The 18564-nt window shown below is 74.5% G+C and carries 12 protein-coding genes; 5 read left to right on the forward strand and 7 right to left on the reverse strand.

What is annotated here, in order from left to right:
* Positions 1–169 precede the first annotated feature (169 nt).
* Complete coding sequence (gene snpA / locus ABD343_RS26535) at positions 170–838, forward strand: snapalysin (protein WP_344531846.1); 669 nt, start codon at positions 170–172, stop codon at positions 836–838.
* 97 nt (positions 839–935) lie between these two features.
* On the opposite strand, the gene pepN is transcribed toward snpA, so the two are convergent.
* The gene (gene pepN, locus ABD343_RS26540; protein ID WP_344531847.1) at positions 936–3509 is read right to left on the reverse strand and encodes an aminopeptidase N; all 2574 of its coding nucleotides are present in this window, start codon (positions 3507–3509) and stop codon (positions 936–938) included.
* Positions 3510–3724: 215 nt separating this feature from the next.
* Between pepN and ABD343_RS26545 the strand changes: the two genes are divergently transcribed.
* Positions 3725–5431, forward strand: a complete 1707-nt coding sequence (locus tag ABD343_RS26545; RefSeq protein ID WP_344531848.1) for a TIGR03767 family metallophosphoesterase — start codon at positions 3725–3727, stop codon at positions 5429–5431.
* Between the two features lie 79 nt (positions 5432–5510).
* Here ABD343_RS26545 and ABD343_RS26550 read toward each other — a convergent pair whose 3' ends face one another.
* On the reverse strand, positions 5511–6401 hold the full coding sequence (locus tag ABD343_RS26550) for a LysR family transcriptional regulator (RefSeq protein WP_344531849.1): 891 nt from the start codon (positions 6399–6401) through the stop codon (positions 5511–5513).
* A 74-nt stretch (positions 6402–6475) separates the two neighbouring features.
* On the opposite strand from ABD343_RS26550, the gene ABD343_RS26555 reads away from it, so the two are divergent.
* Positions 6476–7399, forward strand: a complete 924-nt coding sequence (locus tag ABD343_RS26555; RefSeq protein WP_344531850.1) for a DMT family transporter — start codon at positions 6476–6478, stop codon at positions 7397–7399.
* Positions 7400–7410: 11 nt separating this feature from the next.
* On the forward strand, positions 7411–8556 hold the full coding sequence (locus ABD343_RS26560) for a serine hydrolase domain-containing protein (RefSeq protein ID WP_344531851.1): 1146 nt from the start codon (positions 7411–7413) through the stop codon (positions 8554–8556).
* A gap of 145 nt (positions 8557–8701) precedes the next feature.
* Here ABD343_RS26560 and ABD343_RS26565 read toward each other — a convergent pair whose 3' ends face one another.
* The 5 genes from ABD343_RS26565 to ABD343_RS26585 all read right to left on the reverse strand — a co-directional run bounded on the left by ABD343_RS26565 (position 8702) and on the right by ABD343_RS26585 (position 14383).
* Positions 8702–9751, reverse strand: coding sequence for a hypothetical protein (locus tag ABD343_RS26565; RefSeq protein ID WP_344531852.1), 1050 nt, complete (start codon positions 9749–9751; stop codon positions 8702–8704).
* An 89-nt stretch (positions 9752–9840) separates the two neighbouring features.
* Positions 9841–10080 carry a hypothetical protein gene (locus tag ABD343_RS26570; RefSeq protein WP_344531853.1) on the reverse strand — a complete coding sequence of 80 codons (240 nt, stop codon included), beginning with the start codon at positions 10078–10080 and terminating at the stop codon, positions 9841–9843.
* Positions 10081–10139: 59 nt separating this feature from the next.
* Positions 10140–11801, reverse strand: coding sequence for an alpha-L-fucosidase (locus ABD343_RS26575; protein ID WP_344531854.1), 1662 nt, complete (start codon positions 11799–11801; stop codon positions 10140–10142).
* A 99-nt stretch (positions 11802–11900) separates the two neighbouring features.
* Positions 11901–14102, reverse strand: coding sequence for a 4-alpha-glucanotransferase (malQ, locus tag ABD343_RS26580; RefSeq protein ID WP_344531855.1), 2202 nt, complete (start codon positions 14100–14102; stop codon positions 11901–11903).
* Complete coding sequence (locus ABD343_RS26585; protein ID WP_344531856.1) at positions 14102–14383, reverse strand: hypothetical protein; 282 nt, start codon at positions 14381–14383, stop codon at positions 14102–14104. The genes malQ and ABD343_RS26585 overlap by 1 nt, the downstream gene beginning before the upstream one ends.
* A gap of 660 nt (positions 14384–15043) precedes the next feature.
* Here ABD343_RS26585 and ABD343_RS26590 point away from each other — a divergent pair.
* Entirely contained in the window at positions 15044–18502 is a 3459-nt protein-coding gene (locus ABD343_RS26590) for a beta-N-acetylglucosaminidase domain-containing protein (protein ID WP_425578274.1), read from the forward strand.
* Positions 18503–18564 lie beyond the last annotated feature (62 nt).

Below are 18564 nucleotides of genomic sequence, written 5' to 3' on the forward strand. Positions count from 1 at the left end.
CGCATCGGGTGATTGCACGGCCCTATCGCCACTTGGCATCATCCCGGCGGCGTCCGCCCTCGCACAGACTCTCCGTCAGCAGGATTCCATCCGGAGGGACCGGCACCGCCCCCCACCCGCACCACCCCCACATCGCGGACGCCGGCCCCGCACGAGAGGGAGACCCCCCATGAGATACCGCAAGACGGCTCTGTCGGCGACTGTCGGCCTCGGAATGGCCGTGGGCCTGGGCCTGGGCGCCGTGCCCGCCTCGGCGACCTCGGCGGACGCCACCCAGGGTGCCGCGGAGAAGGCGACGGTCCAGGGCTACACCGGCGAGAGCCAGAAGGCCAACGAGGAGTTCTTCAAGGCGGTCGTCAAGGACGCCCTGAAGAAGCAGGCGGCGAAGCCGGGCATCCAGGAAGTCACCGTCACGTACGACGCCAGCAGCGCCCCGAAGTTCAAGAGCCAGATAGCCAACAGCACGTCCGTCTGGAACTCGGCGGTGAAGAACGTCCAGCTCAAGGAGGGCAGCGGCGGCACGTTCGACTACCGCGAGGGCAACGACCCGCGTGGCTCCTACGCCTCGACGGACGGCCACGGGAACGGCTACATCTTCCTCGACTACGCGCAGAACGAGGAGTACGACTCCAACCGCGTCGTCGCGCACGAGACCGGCCACGTGCTCGGCCTGCCTGACCACTACGAGGGTCCGTGCGAGGAGCTGATGTCCGGCGGCGGCCCCGGCCCGTCGTGCACCAATGACAAGCCGAACGCCGAGGAGAGCGCTCAGGTCGAGCAGCTCTGGGCGAACGGCGTGGCGAACGTCGCCTTCGACAAGGTGGCGTTCGGCAAGTAGGCAGCGCCCGCACACCGCCTTCCCGCACGTCGGCCCCCCGGACGCGAACCCGGGGGGCCGATGCGCGTCCGGGCGGCGCGGGCCCGGACGCGGGAACTCAGCGGGCGGCGGCCTCGTCCGCCTTCTGGGCGTTGAGCGCCCGCTCAACGCCCGCGCGGGACTCGGTCACCAGGCGGCGCAGCGCGGCGCCCGGCTCGGCGGAGGCCAGCCAGGCGTCGGTGGCGTCGAGGGTGTCCTGCGAGACCTGGAGCGCCGGGTAGAAGCCGAGGGCGATCTGCTGCGCCATCTCGTGGCTGCGCTTCTCCCAGATGTCCTTGACGACCGCGAAGTACTTCTCCGTGTACGGAGCGAGCAGGTCGCGCTGGTCGGTCTGGATGAAGCCGCCGATGACGGCCTCCTGCACCGCGTTGGGCAGGGTGTCGCTCTCGACGGCCGCGGCCCACGCCTCGGCCTTGGCCTCGGCGGTCGGGCGCGCGGCGCGGGCCGAGGCCGCGTGCCGCTCGCCCGCGGAGGTCGCGTCGCGCTCCAGCTCGGCGGCGATCTCCGGCTCGTCCGCGCGGCCCGTGGCGGCGAGCCGCCCGAGCAGGGCCCAGCGCAGGTCGGTGTCGACGGCGAGGCCCTCGATCGTCTCGCTGCCGTCGAGCAGCCCGGCCAGCAGGTCGAGCTGCGCGTCCGTACGGGCGGCGGACGCGAGGGCGCGGGCCCAGGCGAGCTGGTGGTCACTGCCGGGCTCGGCGGCGCGGAGCTGCTCCAGGGTGGCGTCGGCCCAGCGGGCGAGGCCCGTCTCGCGCCACGCGGGCGCCGCGTACAGGTCGAGGGCGAGCTTGACCTGCCGCTGGAGGGACTGGACGACGCCGATGTCGGACTCCTTGCCGACGCCCGAGAGCACCAGGTCGAGGTAGTCGCGCGCGGGCATCTCGGCGTCCCGGGTCATGTCCCAGGCGGAGGCCCAGCACAGGGCGCGGGGCAGCGAGTCGGCGAAGTCGCCCAGGTGCCGCGTGACGACGGCGAGGGACTCGGCGTCGAGGCGGACCTTGGCGTAGGTGAGGTCGCCGTCGTTGAGCAGCACCACGTCCGGGCGCTTGCGGCCCGCGGGGACCGGCACCTCGGTCAGCTCGCCGTCGACGTCCAGCTCGATCCGGTCCGTACGGACGAGCTTGCCGTTCCCGTCGAGGTCGTAGAAGCCGACGGCGAGGCGGTGCGGGCGCAGCGTGGGCTGCCCGGTGGCGCCCGCGGGGAGGGCCGGGGCCTCCTGGCGGATGGCGAAGGAGGTGAGCGTGCCGTCGTCGGCGGTGGTGATCTCGGGCCGCAGGACGTTGATGCCCGCGGTCTCCAGCCACGCCTTGGACCAGGTCTTCAGGTCGCGGCCCGAGGTCTCCTCCAGGGCGCCGAGGAGGTCGGAGAGGCGGGTGTTGCCCCACTCGTGGCGCTTGAAGTAGGCGCGGACGCCCTGGAAGAACTCGTCCATGCCGACGTAGGCGACGAGCTGCTTGAGGACGGAGGCGCCCTTGGCGTAGGTGATGCCGTCGAAGTTGACCAGCACGTCGTCCAGGTCGCGGATGTCCGCCATGATCGGGTGCGTGGAGGGGAGCTGGTCCTGGCGGTAGGCCCAGGTCTTCATCTGGTTGGCGAAGCTGGTGAAGGCGTCGGGCCAGCGGCTGCCGGGGGCGTAGGCCTGGCAGGCGATGGAGGTGTAGGTGGCGAACGACTCGTTCAGCCACAGGTCGTTCCACCACTCCATGGTGACCAGGTCGCCGAACCACATGTGGGCCAGCTCGTGCAGGATGGTCTCGGCCCGCGCCTCGTAGGCCGCGTCGGTGACCTTCGAGCGGAAGACGTACTGGTCGCGGATGGTGACCGCGCCCGCGTTCTCCATCGCGCCCGCGTTGAACTCGGGGACGAAGAGCTGGTCGTACTTCTCGAAGGGGTACGGGTAGTCGAACTTCTCCTGGAACCAGTCGAAGCCCTGCCGGGTGACCTCGAAGATCGCGTCGGCGTCGAGGTACTCCGCGAGCGAGGGGCGGCAGTAGATCGCGAGCGGCACGCTGCGGCCGTCGCCCTCCCAGGAGCTGTGCACCGCGTGGTACGGACCCGCGACCAGGGCCGTGATGTAGGTGGAGATGCGGGGCGTCGGGGCGAAGCTCCACTCGTTGTCCCGCGGCTCGGGCGTCGGGGAGTTCGAGATGACCGTCCAGCCCTCGGGCGCGGTCACGGTGAAGCGGAAGGTCGCCTTCAGGTCGGGCTGCTCGAAGCTCGCGAAGACGCGGCGCGCGTCCGGGACCTCGAACTGGGTGTAGAGGTACGCCTGCTGGTCGACCGGGTCGACGAAGCGGTGCAGGCCCTCGCCCGTGTTGGTGTACGCGCAGTCGGCGACGACCAGCAGCTCGTTACGGCCCGCCGCCAGGCCGTCGAGGGCGATGCGGGAGTCCGCGAAGACGCTCGCCGGGTCGCGCCGCTCGCCGTTCAGGACGATCTCGTGGACCGCCGGGGCGACCAGGTCGATGAAGGTGGCCGCGCCGGCCTCGGCGGAGTCGAAGACCACCGTGGTCACGGAGCGGAAGGTGCCGCCCTCCTGCGCCCCGCTCAGGTCGAGCTGGATCTCGTACGAGTCCACGCTGAGCAGCCGTGCCCGCTCCTGGGCCTCTTCGCGCGTCAGATTCGTGCCAGGCACTTTGGTGATCTCCCCACTCTCGCGGCTCTCGTCGGTGCTGGCCGGTTCCAGCGTCCCCGCCCATCCTTCCATCCCCGGGTTGTGCTGCCCGGCGGCCACCGTTCCTGAGCCGTTCAGGCCAGGGTCACCCGCGCTGCCAAACCTCCTGGAGGGAGGGGTTCCACCCTCCCGACCAGCGCCGGGAGACCGGAGACCGGGAGACACCAGGAGAGCGCATGCACTCTGGACCCGACCGCCGTACCGTCCTCGCCGCCGCGGGGACGACAGCAGCCGCCGTCGCCCTCGGCGGGACCCTCGATCTCTTCGACACTCCCCCGGGCCCCGCGCCGCGGGGGAACGGGCACGCGGGCACGCCCCGCACCACCCACGCGTACGCGGCGGAGCCCGCCGCCCCCTCCGCGCCCCCGGCCGCCGCCGGGCCGCCGCGCGGCGGGACCACGCTCTCGGCCGTCTCGGTGCCGACGGGCGAGGGCCCGTACCGCCGGCTTGCCGCCGGGGCGCCGTGGAAGCGGGTCGTGCGCACCGAGCTGGCGCGCGCGGGCGCGCGCCGGGCCGACCGGCGCACCCCGCTGGCCGGGTTCGTGCAGTTCACGGACCTGCACCTGGTGGACGTGCAGCATCCGCTGCGCTACGAGTATCTGCGCGCGCAGACCGCGAGCGCCTGGCGCCCGCAGGAGGCGCTGTCGGTGGCGGGCGCGGTCTCGCTCGTCGAGCGGGTCAACGCGCTGGCGGGCGGCCCCGCGACGGGGATGCCGCTCTCCTTCGTGATCACCACCGGCGACAACACGGACAACAACTCGCGGGCCGAGCTGGAGTGGTTCCTCACGGCCATGAGCGGCGGCCGGATCACCCCGAACACGGGCGACGCGCGGGCGTACGAGGGCGTGCAGGACAGCGGCCTGCGCACGTACTGGCAGCCGGACTCGGCGCTGCGGGACGCCGACAAGGAGCGCGGCTTCCCGCGAATAGAGGGCTTCCTGCGGGCCGCGCTGCGCGGGGTGACGAGCCCGGGGCTCGCGCTGCCCTGGTACGCGACCGTGGGCAACCACGACGCGCTGCCGGGCGGCTGCTACGCCTCGGCGAACCGCTTCCTCGCCGAGTTCGCGGTGGGCGGCAGGAAGCTGCTGGACCTCCCCGAGGCCGAGGGGGCGCGGATGTGGAAGGCGGTGCGCAAGGGGCTCGACCCCAAGGGCGAGCACTTCGCCGAGCTGCTGCGCTCCCAGCGGCGCCGGATGCGCTCGGTCACCCCGGACCCCGGCCGCGCGCCGGTCACGCCGGAGGCGTACGTACGGGCGCTGCGCGACCCCCGCTGGCGCGGCAAGGGGCCGCGGGGCCACGGCTACACGGAGAACCACCTCGACCGGGGACAGCTCCACTACGCGTTCCGGGTCTCCGACGACGTGATGGGCTTCAGCCTCGACACCACCCGCAGGGACGGGCACTACGAGGGCCACGTCTCGGACCGCCAACTGCGCTGGCTGGAGCGGCAGCTCGCCCGGCACCGCGACAGCTACGCGCTCGTCTTCAGCCACCACACCAGCACGACCACCCCCGAGGGCGGCGACAAGCTCCTGTCCCTGCTGAAGGACACCCCGCACGTGGTGGCGTGGATCAACGGCCACAGCCACCGCAACCGGATCACCCCGCACGGCTCCCTGTGGGAGATCAGCACCGCGTCCCACATCGACTTCCCCCAGCTCGCCCGCACGGTCGAGCTGGTCGACAACGGAGACGGCACGCTCTCCCTCCTGACGACCCTGATCGAGTCGGCGGCACCTTCCCGCACGGACTTCACGGACCTCTCCCAGACAGGCCTCGCGTCTCTGTACCGGGAACTGTCGTTCAACGCCCCGGGAGCGCGAACGGACCTGGCCGGGACCCCGGAGGACAGGAACGTCGAACTCCTCCTCCGGAAGCCATAGCGCCCCGAAGGGGCGCGGGGAACTGCGCGAGCGGCCACGGCGCGGTCGCGCCCGGCAACGCACGGCAAGGGGCAGCCCCTTAGCCGGGTTGAGGGGCGAGCAGCTCAAGACAGGCCCGTACCGAAGGACTGTCCCGAGCGGCACGCCACGCCGCGCGGACCTCGCGCCGGAGCCCCGGGCGTACGGGCACGAACCGTACGCCCGGCGGGCACGGGCGCTGCGCCATCCTCGGCACGAGCGCGAGCGTCAAGTCGCGGGCGACGAAGGCGAGCTGGGTGGCGTACTCGGTGACGGGATAGCGCACGTCCGGCTCCAGCCCGTGCGCCCGCAGGGCCTGCACCAGGGCCTCGTACGGCTCGGTGCCCGCCGGACAGGCCGTCCAGACCTCGCCCTCCAGCTCGGCCAGGCCGATGCTCGCCCGGTCGGCGAGCGGATGCCGCGCGGAGAGCGCCACGTCGACGTCCTCCACGACGAGCGTCCGTACGGCCAGCCCCTCGGGCAGCGGCATCGGGCGGCTGTCCCAGCTCTCGACGAGCACGAGGTCCAGCTCGCCCGCGAGGAGGCGGGGCACCATGTCGACGGCCTCCCCGTCGACCACGGTCGGGACGAGCCGGGGGTGGGCCTCGGTGAGGGCCTCCAGCACATCGGGCAGCAGGGCCCGCAGGGAGCTGCCGACGCCGCCGAGGCGGAGCGGGCCGAGGATCTCGTCGCCCAGGTCGGCGAGGTCGGACTCGGCGTCCGAGAGCTGCGCGACGACCCGCGCCGCGTGCCCGGCGAGGACGCGGCCCGCGTGGGTGAGCCGCACGCCCCTGCCGTGCGGCTCCAGCAGGGTGTGCCCGGCCTCGCGCTCCAGCTTGGCGAGCTGCTGGGAGACGCCGGAGGGCGTGATGTGCAGGGCGCGCGCGGCGCGCGCGAGGGAGCCGTGGGTGGCGACGGCGTCGAGGGCACGGAGCCGGTCGAGACTGAACACACAAGCAATGCTAATGAGTATTGGACATGAATCATTGCTTTTGCTTGTGAGTCCCAGGCGGCACAGTGGTTGGCATGGCCACGGAGGAGATCGGGAAGCAGACACGGAAGCCCACCCCCGCACCCGTCCCCCTGGCGGACCGCAGCCCCGTGCTGCTCGCCGTGACGGGCTCGGTCTGCATCTCGGCCTCGGCGATGTTCGTGAAGCTCTCCGGGGTGAACGCGGGCACGGCGGCGTTCCTGCGCTGCGCCCTCGCCCTGGTCGCGCTGCTCCCGTTCGCGCTCGCGGAGCGGCGGCGGTACGGGCCGCGCCCGCTGCGGTTCCAGGCGCTGGACTTCGCCGCCGGGGCCCTGCTCGGCATCGACTTCGTCTTCTGGGTCGCCAGCATCCGCGACGTCGGCTCCTCGATCGCCACCGTGCTGCTCAACCTCCAGGTCGCCGTCTTCCCGCTGCTGGCGCTCGTCTTCTCCCGTACGCGCCCCGGCGCGCGCTACTGGCGCACGCTGCCCGTGATGCTGCTGGGCGTCGCCCTCGCCTCGGGCGCGATCGGCCACCCCGAGCCGGGCAGCGACCCGGTCTCCGGCGTGGCCTACGGCGCGACGGCGGGCGTCGCCTTCGCCGGGTACCTCTTCCTGACCCGGCTCGGCGCCGGACAGAGCCACGTCGTCCACCCCGTGTGCGTCTCGACGCTCGCCGCCGGGATCACCTCGGGGCTGCTGGGCTCGCTGTGGACGGGCGTCGACCTCACGCCGGGCTGGGGGCCGTTGGGCTGGCTCGCGGTGATGGCGCTCTTCGGACAGGTGCTGGCGCTGATCCTCATCGGCCCCGCGCTGGCCCGGCTGGCGCCCGTGACGAGCGCCGCGCTGCTGCTCCTCCAGCCGGTCGTGGCCCTCTTCCTCGGCGTCGCCTTCGTGGGCGAACGGCCCACGGTGACCCAGTTCGCCGGGTGCGCCCTGGTGATCGCCGCCGTGTGGCGCACGAGTCGTACTGATCACTAAGGTGGCGGTCGATGCCGCTGTTCCGCCCCGCGCTCACCGCTCTCGTCGCCTTCGTCAGCGTGCTCGCGCTGTCCGTCACCGCCTCCTCGGCGGCCGACGGCGGCCACGCCCGCGCTCACGAGGCGATGCGCGCCGCGGTCGAACGCGACGGCGTGCCCGGCGTGCTGGGCGAGGCGGACGACGGCGCGGGACGGTGGACGGGCACGGCCGGCGTCGCCGACCTGCGCACCCATCGCGCGCGGCTGCCGCAGGACCGCTTCCGCATCGGCAGCCTCACCAAGCCGTTCGTCGCGACCGTGCTGCTCCAGCTCGAAGCCGAGGGCCGGGTGCGGCTGGACGACCCGGTGGGCCGGTGGCTGGACGGCCTGCCGCTGGGCCCGTACGGCACGGCCTTCGGCGACCAGGCACACGTGCTCACGATCCGTCATCTCCTCGGCCACACCAGCGGCATCGCGGACTACACGACCGTCCCGGCGTTCCGCGCCCGGAACTTCGGCACCGGCTTCCTCTCCGGGCGTACGCGCACGCACACGCCCCGCGCGCTGGCCACGGCCGCGCTCCAGCGCCCCCGCCTCTTCGCGCCGGGCGACGGCTGGAGCTACTCCAACACCAACTACGTCCTCGCCGGGATGATCGTCGAGCGCGTGACGGGCCGTCCGTACGCGCGGGAGATCGAGCGCCGCGTCCTCCGCCCCCTGGGGCTGCGCGACACCTCGCTGCCCGGCACCTCGGCGCGCGTGCCGGGCCCGCACGGGCGCGCGTACTCGCGGCTGACCGGCCACGGCCCCCGCCCCCGGGCGTACGACGTGACGGCGCTCAACCCCTCGCTCGCCGGGGCCTCCGGCGAGATGATCTCCTCCACCCGCGACCTGACGCGCTACGTACGGGGGTTGCTGAAGGGCGAGCTGCTGCCGCCGCGGCAGCTCGACGAGATGAAGGACACCGTGCCCGCCGGGCAGGCCGACCGCTACGGGCTCGGGCTGACCTCGCGGGCGCTCTCCTGCGGCATCACGGTCTGGGGCCACGAGGGGGCCATCCACGGCTCGCGCTCGGCCGTCTTCGCCACGGAGGACGGCACACACGCCGCGGCGTTCAACGTCAACGCCGACTGGTCCGCCGGTACGAGGGACCTGGTCGAGGCCGAATTCTGCGACTAGCCCCTTCTCCGGGTGCCCGGAGAGCTTCCCCGGGCACGGGCTGCCCCTTGCCGTGCGTCGCGGGCTGCCCCGCTGCGTCGTGGCTGGTCGCGCAGTCCGCGACGCACGGGAAGGGGCACCCTCTGCTCGGCTCACGGCGCAACGGCTAACGCGGAAGCACCGTCACCGCCGCGGACGGGCCGCGTTCGGCCGAGGTCATCAGGGCGGTTCGGACGACGGCGGCCTGCTGTTCCAGGGCGTCCCGCAGCTTTCTCGGGGTGACGTGGACGACGGTGATGCCGAGCCGCTCCAGGTTCTCCCGCTTGCGCGCGTGCTCCGACCACGCGGCACCGTCGTACTCGCCCTCCTCGGCCGCGCGCGGGGCGCGGGTGTCCAGCTCCACGGCCACCGCGTGGTCGGGCCAGAACGCGTCCACGGAGCCCAGCCAGGGGCCGCCCGGCAGCCGCAGCTCGACGTTCCAGCAGGGGTCGGGCAGCCCGTACCGGACGATCATGTCGTACAGCAGCCCCTCGGAGAGCGCGCGGCCCTCGGCGAGCAGCGCCTCGACGGCGTCCACGACGTGCGGCCGGCCGAGCAGCCGCGCCCGGGTCAGCTCGCGCACGACGGACTGCGCCTCGCAGTGCCCGCCCCGCACCGACTCGGTCAGCAGGCGGCGCACGGCCACCGCGTCCGTGACGACGGAGACCGCGTCGGCCAGGGCGCGCGGCACGGGCGCCACGGGCAGCCCGGTGATCTCCACGGGCTCGGGGAGGCCGTGCCCCCGGACGATGCGGGCCCATCCGGCGGAGCGGGGGCGGCGGCCGCGCGGGACGAGCACGTCGATGCGGTCGAGCGCGCGCAGCGAGGGCGCGGCGGCGAAGTGGTGCAGGGCCAGCGCGGCGAGGCCCGTGATCATCGCGTCGCAGGGCTCGGGGGTGCCGGACGGCGGTCGGCGGCCGCCCTGCGAGGGGACGCGCTCGCCCGCGCCGTACAGCAGCGCCGCACGGAGCCGTTCCTCGCTGGTGGGGACGGAGCGGTGGAGCACGCAGACGCCGGGGAGCAGCATCTGCCAGGGCCCGCCCGGGCCGCAGCGCTCGTGCGCGGTGGCGGCGGTGACGCCGTGCTCGTACAGCGCGCGGACGGTCATCACGCTGGGGTTGGCGTCGGAGAGGTGGCTCAGGGGGCGGGGCGAGAGCGGAGCGTTGTGGTGCGTCATGCTTCCGCGATTCCCCCGCGGCGGCCCCGTGGCCACGCCTGTGACAGGGCTGTCGGTGAATCAGGACAGCCCTGTGCTCAAGTCGTCGGCTAGCTGCTCTTCTTGCGCGACTTGTCACCGGCCATGACGAGACCGGCGATCACCAGGAAGAGCACGACGGGCGCGGCGACGTAGAGACCGAGGGTCTCCATGATGCTGAGGCCGGGGCCCGGGTCGTCGCCGTCGTCGCGGGTGAGCGCGAAGGCGGGGGACGACAGCAGCATCATCAGCGTCGCGCCGGCGGTGACCGTTCCGGCGCGCAGGGCGTTCTTGTTGACCTTGTTGCTCACAGGGTCAACATATCGGACGGGTGAACGACCCGCGCGCCGGGGTGGCCGCTGGGCGTGCGCTACCGCCCGGCCGCCGTGCTGAGGTGCAGGGTCACGGGCCGCAGCCGGGGCTTCGCACGGCTCTCCTGGACCTTCACCCGCACGGCGTCCGCCGTCACGGGCGCGTCCAGCGCGAGGATGCGCCGGTGACCGACGGTCGTGCCGTGGGCGATCTCCTTCCAGGTGCCGCCCGTTCTGGCCTCGACGGCGAACTTCTCGACGCGCTGCCCCTTACGGATGTCCTCGCTGACGCCGACCCGGTCGAACGTGTACGGGCCGGGGCCGCGCTTGCGCAGGTCGGTGCCGTAGATTCCGCGCACGGACTTCCCGAAGGCCGTCAGCTCGGCCATGTCGGCGTCGTCGATACGGCCGTTCTTCGCGGGCGGCACGTTGAGCAGCAGCGAGGCGTTGCGGCCGACGCTCTTCTCGTAGAGGGAGAGCAGTTCGGCGGCCGTCTTGGGCTTCTGCTCGGGGTGGTGGTACCAGCCGGGGCGGTTGGAGACGTCGGCCTCGGCCGGGTACCACTGGAGGTACTTCACGGACGGGTCGAGGATCTTCTCGCGGGAGCCGATGTCGGGGTCCGTGGAGTCGTTGGGCAGCGGCGCGTGGGTGGTCCACGGGTCGACGGTGTGCGGGGTGACGCTCCACTCGCTCTCGCGTGCGACGCCCTTCTCGTTGCCGACCCAGCGCACGCCCTGCGGCCCGCCGAAGACCGGGGTGTCGGGGGCGAGCTTCTCGAAGAACCCGAACCACTCGGCGTGCCCGTACTTCTGGGTGATCCCGGCGTCGCGCCAGGGGTTGGCGCCGTCGAGCCACAGCTCGTCGACGGGGCCGTACTCGGTCATGACCTCGTAGACCTGGTTGAGGTAGTACGCGTCGTAGTCGTTGACCTTGACCTTGAAGCTGGGGAGCTTGCCGCTGCGCACGTCGTCGGCCCGGTCGTCGCCGGGGACGAGGGTGGGGATGGTGCGCTCCCGCGGCTCGCTGCCGTTGCCGTACCGGCCGTGACCCCGGGGCGGGCCGCCGTCCTCCAGCGCGGTGCGCTCGACCGTCGTCAGCTCCTCGCCCGCGTCCTGCTTGGCCTCGATCTCCGCCAGCCACTTCTTGTGCCAGGCGTGCGGGAGTTCGGCGCCGTCGGCGGGCGAGAGATAGACGCCGACCTTGAGGCCCGCCTTGTGCGCGGCCTTCACGTACGGGCCGAGGATGTCCTTCTTCCAGGGCGTGTTCTTGACGGAGTGCTCGGTGTAGCGGCTCGGCCAGAGCGCGAAGCCGTCGTGGTGCTTGGCGGTGAGCATGACCTGCTCGGCGCCCGCCGCCTTGTACGCGCGCATCCACTGGTCGAAGTCGATGTTCTTCGGCGCGAACCGCGACCGGTCCTCGGCGCCCGAGCCCCACTCGCGGTTGGTGAAGGTGTTCATGCCGAAGTGCGTGAACGCGGTGACCTCGCGCCCCTGCCAGGCGTACTGGCCCTTGGTCGGCACGATGTTGGCGGCCTTCTCGATCACCCGTTCCGGGGTGTCGCACTCCTCGATCCGCATCTGGGACGCGGGTCTGACGGGCTCGTCGCAGCCGGTCTTCTGCTGCGCGTGCGCCTGGAGCGGGATCAGCGCGGTGGCGGCGGCGAGGGCGACCGCCAGCAGCAGTCGGGGGTGCCGTCCGGGATGCCGTGCGTTTCTCGCCATGGCTCCTCCCATATTGGTCGGATGTCTCGCGGGGACGCACGGCATCGTTGCGCAAGTCAGGCCACCTGGGAAGAGAGTGAACAGCGAGAGATCCCATCTTTACCGGGTGCCGAGCGCCTCCCGGAGCGCCGCGAAGAGGTCACGGGCGCGGGGCGAGGCGGTGAAGGCCTCCAGCGTCATCGGCGCCCCCTCCGCGTCCGCCAACGGCAGCTTCCAGTTGGGGTACTCCGCGCCGGTCGTCCCCGGCACGTTCTGCGCGCGGCGGTCGCCCACCGCGTCCGGCAGCCAGACGCCGACCATCCGCGCGGGCGTGCGCGCCAGGAACCGGTAGACGGCCCTGACCTCGCCCTCCTCGTCGCCGACGCCCTCGGGGAGCAGCTCCAGGCGGCGGAGGAACGAGAGCCAGGTCTCCAGCTCGGCCGAGGCCGCGGCGCGCTCGGCGGCCGACGGGCGGTCCAGCAGGCCCAGGCGCTCGCGCAGGGCGACGTCCTCGCCGGTCAGGCGGGCCGCCGTGCTCGGCAGGTCGTGCGTGGTGGCCGTGGCCAGACAGTCGGCACGCCACTCCTCCGGCGCGAGGGGGCGGGGCTCGCGCGCCCCTCCGGTGGCGCCGGTCTCCTCCCCGTACGCCCGCTCGAACCAGAGCACCGAGGTCCCCAGCACGCGCCGCTCCGCCAGGGCCTCGCGCACGCCCGGCTCGACGGTGCCCAGGTCCTCGCCGATGACGGCGGCGCCCGCGCGGTACGCCTCCAGGGCGAGCACGCCGTGCATGGCCTCGGTGTCGTAGCGGACGTACGCGCCCTCGGTCGGCGGGCGGCCCTCGGGGACCCACCACAGCCGCGAGTGGCCCATCACATGGTCGACGCGCAGCGCGCCCGCGTGCCGGAACTGGCCAGCGAGCACCTCGCGGTACGGCGCGTACCCCGAGGCGGCGAGCGCCTTCGGGTTCCACGGGGGCAGGCCCCAGTCCTGGCCGCGCGCGTTGAACGCGTCGGGCGGAGCACCCACCGTGATGCCCTCGGCGAACGCGTCCCGCCGCGCCCATACGTCGGCGCCGCTCGGGTCGACGCCCACCGCCAGGTCGTGCACGAGCCCGACCGTCATCCCCGCGCCGCGCGCGGCGCGCTGGGCCTCGGCGAGCTGGGTGTCGGTGAGCCAGGCGAGCCAGCAGTGGAAGTCGACGCGCTCGATCTGCTCGCGCCGCGCGCGGGACGTACGCGCGGAGCGCGGGTCGTCCAGGCCCGGGGGCCAGGAGCGCCAGTCGGAGCCGTGCAGCTCCGCGAACACGTTCCAGGTCGCGTGGTCCTCCAACGCCTGGCCGCGCGCGGCGAGGAAGTCGCAGTAGGCGGCGCGGCGGCCGGGGCCGAGCGGGACCCCGCGCACGAGTTCGAGCGCCTTGCGCTTGAGGTCCCAGACGGCGTCGCGGTCGATGTGGGCGTCCTTGCGCAGCACGGCCTCACGGAGCGCGGCGGCGCGGGTCAGCAGCGCGTCGGCCCGTACGCGGTCTGCCCGGTCCAGGTACGCGTACTCGGGCACGGCCTCGACCCGCAGGTGCACCGGGTCGGGGAAGCAGCGCGACGAGGGGCGGTAGGGCGAGGGGTCCGTGGGCCTGCCGGCGGTGGAGGGGACGGCGCTGTGCAGCGGATTGAGCTGCACGAAGTCGGCGCCGAGCGAGCGCCCGGCCCAGGAGGCCAGCTCGGCCAGGTCGCCGAGGTCGCCCATGCCCCAGGAGCGGGCGGAGAGCAGGGAATAGAGCTGCACCAGCAGCCCGAGGGAGCGGCCCGCGGCGGCGCGCCCGCGCGGGACGGGCAGCCGGTCGGGGGCGACGATCAGGGTGGCATGCGCGGCACGCCCGTCGGGCACGTGCGCGCGCAGGGTGTGCACGCCGAGCGGCAGCTCCGTGCCGGGGCCCCAGTCGAGGGCGGCGCCGTCCTCGGTGACGACGCGCAGGACGGTGCCCTCGGGGAGCGAGGCGAACAGGGGCGGGGACGGGGGCGGTGCCCGCCGCCCGGTGCGTAACTCGCCCGCGCGTAACTCTCGCGCACGTGGCTCCCGCGACTCCCGGGCGCGTGGCTCTCCCGCGCGCAGCACGACCGTGGGAGGCAGCGGAACGCCGCCGACGCCGCTGTCCCACGTGTGCCGCTCCAGGGCCTCTCGGACCGCGCGGGGCGTGGAGGCGTCCACGCCGAGCGCCGCGAGCACGGCGACGACCGTCTCCTCGGGCACCTCGACCGTACGGCCGGGCGCGGGCTCGTAGGAGACGGAGACCCCGTGCGCGGCGGCGAGCCGCGCGAGGCGGCTCATCAGATGTCCGAGGGCTCCGTGCCGAACGCGGCACCGGAGGGCTCGCTGGTCAGCGGGGCCTCGGCGAGCGGGGGCTCACTGGTCAGAGGGGTGGCGTCGGCGAGTGGGGGCTCGCTGGTCAGGGGGGCTTCGACACAGCCGCAGGAGCACGAGCCGTCGAGTCCGGAGTCGGGCACGGACACCTCGGACAGGGCTACCGGCTCGTGCGACCGTTTGGAGTGGACCCGCTGGCTGGGCAGCGGGGAGAGGGCGGACATCAGGAGTTCAGCGGACGCGGCCACGGGGGCCTCCGTTCGTTGACGTGTGAAGGGCCGGACACGAATCGCCCTACCCAGTCGGCACGCGCGCAGACGTGTCTGAAGGAGGAACGTGGGCCAGGTCACGTCCGTTCCCGCAGGCGATTTGCCGACGGAAGGGCCCGAGCGGCGGAGATACGGCGCTCCCGCGGGGCTCTGGACGCCAGTATTTGCGCCGCCGCTCTCCCGTCGGCGGGGCCGAAAGGCCCGCGCGGCGGACGGGCCCCTGCTCCTAGAATCTGGGCTCGTACGCGCCGCCCGGCCGGGCCCGTTCCGTTTGTGGCACACCTGTGGCACTCCGCGGTGCCGTACGGGGGACGCGCGCGCCTAGGGTGCTGACGTGCCGACACCTCCGGTGTGCCGGAGGCGGGGAGCGGACAAGGGGAGGAAGCGGTGAGCACAGCGGCGCGCGGCGACGGCGCTCCGGGAACGATCCCGGACCGGCCCTCCGGCCCAGCCTCAGGACCGACCACGCCCCCGCCGCCCGGCCCGCCCACGTGCCCGACTCCCGGCACGGCCTCCGAACCGGCCACCGGCCGGGCCCCCGGTACCGCCACCGGTCCCGTCTTCGGCCCGGCCACCGGCACGGCTCCGGGGGCGGCCACTCGGCCGGCGTCCGGCCGGGGTTCCGGGTCGGGCACCGGCATGGCCGCCACCGGCATCGGCATGGCCCCCGGCCCCGGTGCCGGATCGGTGCCCCGGTGGGGCCGGGTCGGGGCGGTGGCTGTGACGGCGGCGTTCGTCGGGGGGCTTCTCGGCGGGGCGCCCGCGGCGCACGCGGCGCCGCCGCCGGAGCCCGAGGGGCCCGCCGCGGGCTCGCCCGACGACGACGGCCGCTCCGAGCAGGGGCTGCCGCCCGTGTGGCCGCGCCCCCAGTCGATGCGCGAGCGCGGGCCGTTCGTGGAGGCGGGGCGGGAGGCCGTCCTCGTCGCCGACGAGGAGGCGGACGCGGCGGCGCTGGAGGTGGTCCGCGGGGCGCTGCGCGACGCGGGCGTGCGCCGGGTCCACCAGATACGCCCCGGGCGCCCGCTGCCCGGGCGCGGGCTGGTCGTCAGGGTCGGCACGGAGTCCGCTCAGAGCGCGCTGCGGGCGCTGCCCGCCCCCGCACGCGGCGATCTCCCCTCCGGCGGCTACCGGCTGGCGACGGGCACGCACGGCGACCGGGAGACCGTGGCGCTCGAAGGGGCGGGCGAGGACGGCCTGTTCCACGCCGCGCAGACCCTCCGTCAGCTCGTCACCGACGACGCCCGCGGCCGGGGCTTCCCCGGCGTGGCCGTACGCGACTGGCCCGCCGCGCCCGTACGCGGCACCACCGAGGGCTTCTACGGGCAGCCGTGGACGCACGGCGACCGGCTGGCCCAGATCGACTTCCTGGGGCGCACCAAGCAGAACCGCTTCCTGTACGCGCCGGGCGACGACCCGTACCGGGGCGCGGCGCGCTGGCGCGACCCCTACCCCGCGGCGCAGCGGGCCGACTTCCGCGAGCTGGCCGAGCGCGCGAAGCGCAACCACGTGACGCTCGGCTGGGCCGTCTCGCCCGGCCAGGGCTTCTGCTTCTCCTCCGGTGACGACCGCAGGGCGCTGCTGCGCAAGGTGGACGCCATGAAGGCGCTGGGCTTCGGCGCGTTCCAGGTCCGCTTCGAGGACGTCAGCTACAGCGAATGGCACTGCGACGACGACGCGGACACCTACGGCTCGGGCCCCGAGGCGGCGGCCAAGGCGCAGGCGGAGCTGGCCAACGCGCTGGCGGAGCATCTCGCGAAGCGGCATCCGGACGCCGAGGCGCTCTCCGTGGTGCCGACGGAGTTCTACCAGAAGGGCAGCACGGACTACCGCGCGGCGCTCGCGGGCGCGCTCGACGACCGCGTCCAGGTCGCCTGGAGCGGGGTGGGCGTGGTGCCGCGCACCATCACCGGGTCCGAACTGACGCGCACGCGCGCCGCGTTCCCCCGGCACCCGCTCGTCACCCTGGACAACTACCCGGTGAACGACTACGCGCAGGACCGCCTCTTCCTCGGCCCGTACCGGGGCCGCGACCCGGCGGTCGCCTCCGGCTCGGCCGCGCTGCTCACCAACGCGATGGAGCAGCCCACGGCCTCCCGCATCCCGCTGTTCACCGCCGCCGACTACGCCTGGAACCCCAAGGGGTACCGTCCGGAGGCCTCCTGGCGCGCCGCCGTCGAGGAGGCCGCCGGGGGACGGCAGGCCGACCCGGAGACGCGGGCCGCCGTCCACGCGCTGGCGGGGAACGACGCGTCGTCGCTGCTCGGCGGCGAGGAGTCCGCGTATCTGCGCCCGCTGACCGACGCGTTCTGGACGGCGTACGAGGGCGGCGCGGGCCCCGGCCTGGACCGCGCGGCGCGGAAGCTGCGGGCCGCCTTCGGCACGATGCGCACGGCGGGCGAGAACGTGCCGCCGGGCCTGGCCCGGGAAGTGCGCCCCTGGCTGCGCGAGTTGGGCCGCCTGGGCGAGGCGGGCGAGCGCTCCGTGGACATGCTGGTCGCGCAGGCGCGCGGGGACGGCGCGCGGGCGTGGACGGCCGAGATGGACGTGCGGCGGCTGCGGGAGGAGAGCCGCAAGAGCGACGCCACGGTCGGCAAGGGCGTCCTCGCCGACTTCGCCGACCAGGCCCTGCGCGCCTCGGACGAGTGGACGGGGCTCTCCTCGGGCGACAAGAAGCGGGGCAAGAAGCCGGGGAAGCCGCTGCGCGAGGAGGGGTCCGCGCGCGCCGACGCGTCCCGGGGCGCCCCGGACGCCCGTACGGGCCAGGAGGCGCCCCGGAACGAGGAGGACCGCGCCCAGGGCACCCAGGACGGCAAGGCCCCCAAGGACGAGAAGAAGGAGCGCCCGGCCGGGCGCTCCCTCCCGGTGCGGGGCGGCCCCGACGCGCTGCCCGGCTCGCCCGTGTCGGCGGCGGCGGACGGCGACCCGTCCACGGCGTACCGGGCGGCGGGCGCGCCCGCCACGCGCCACTTCGCGCCGGACAGCCCGCCCATGCTCGTACCGCCCGCGCGGGCGGACACCGCGTCCGACCGGGCCGGGCGCGCCCCGTCCGCGCTCTCCGTCACGCTGCCCTCGCGGCGCCCGCTGGACGCGGTCACCGTGCGCACGGGCCCGCACTCGGGCACCCGGGCGCGCGTGGAGGCCCATGTGCCGGGCCGGGGCTGGCAGCGCCTCGGGGCGCTCTCCGACAGCGGCTTCACCCAGCTCCGGGGGCGCGGCGCGCACGCCGACGCGCTGCGGCTGGTGTGGTCGGACCGCTCGGCCGCGCCCGTGGTCCACGAGGTCACGCCCTGGTACGGGGACGGCCCGGAGACCCAGCTCACGCTCCCCCGCCCGACGGTCGACGCGGCCATCGGCGGCGGGGCCGTCCGGACGCACGTACGCCTGACGGGGCACCGCCCGTCCGACGCGCGGGGACGGGTCACGGCGGACGCGCCCCGCGGCTTCACCGTGCGCACCCCGCTGCGCACCACCGTGCGCCGCGGCAGCACGGTGGACGTGCCGGTGCGGATCGCGGTGGACGACGCGGTGAAGCCGGGCACGTACCGGATCCCGGTCTCCTTCGGCGGGGAGCGGGCCACGCTCACGGTGCGGGCCTTCCCGCGCACCTCGGGCCCCGACCTCGCACGCCGCGCGACGGCCAGGTCGTCGGCGGACGAGACGAAGGACTTCCCGGCCTCGGCGGTCAACGACGGGAAGCGCGGGACCCGCTGGTCCTCGCCCGCGCGGGACGGCGAGTGGGTGCAGCTCCGGCTGGCCGCGCCGGCCCGGGTCGGGCGGACCGTGCTGACCTGGCAGGACGCCTACGCGAAGCGGTACCGCGTCCAGGTCTCGCCCGACGGCAGGCGGTGGCGCACGGCGGCGACCGTACGGGACGGGCGGGGCGGCCGGGAGTCGGTCCGCATGGACGCGCCGGAGGACACCCGCTACGTGCGCATCCAGGGCGACGCGCGCGCGACGGAGTTCGGCTACTCGCTCTACTCGATCGAGGTCTACGCGGTGGACGAGGACGAGCGCTCCGCGCGCGGCACCGACGGCGGGCGCGGCGCGAACGCCCACCGCGCGGACCGCCCCGAGAAGGGCAGGCACGCGCGGCGTTAGGCGTGAGCCCCGGCCCCCGGCCCCTCGCGGGGCGGCGCCGCTCCGGACAACGACAACGCCCG

The organism is Streptomyces albiaxialis, assembly GCF_039530985.1.
GTDB lineage: Bacteria > Actinomycetota > Actinomycetes > Streptomycetales > Streptomycetaceae > Streptomyces > Streptomyces albiaxialis.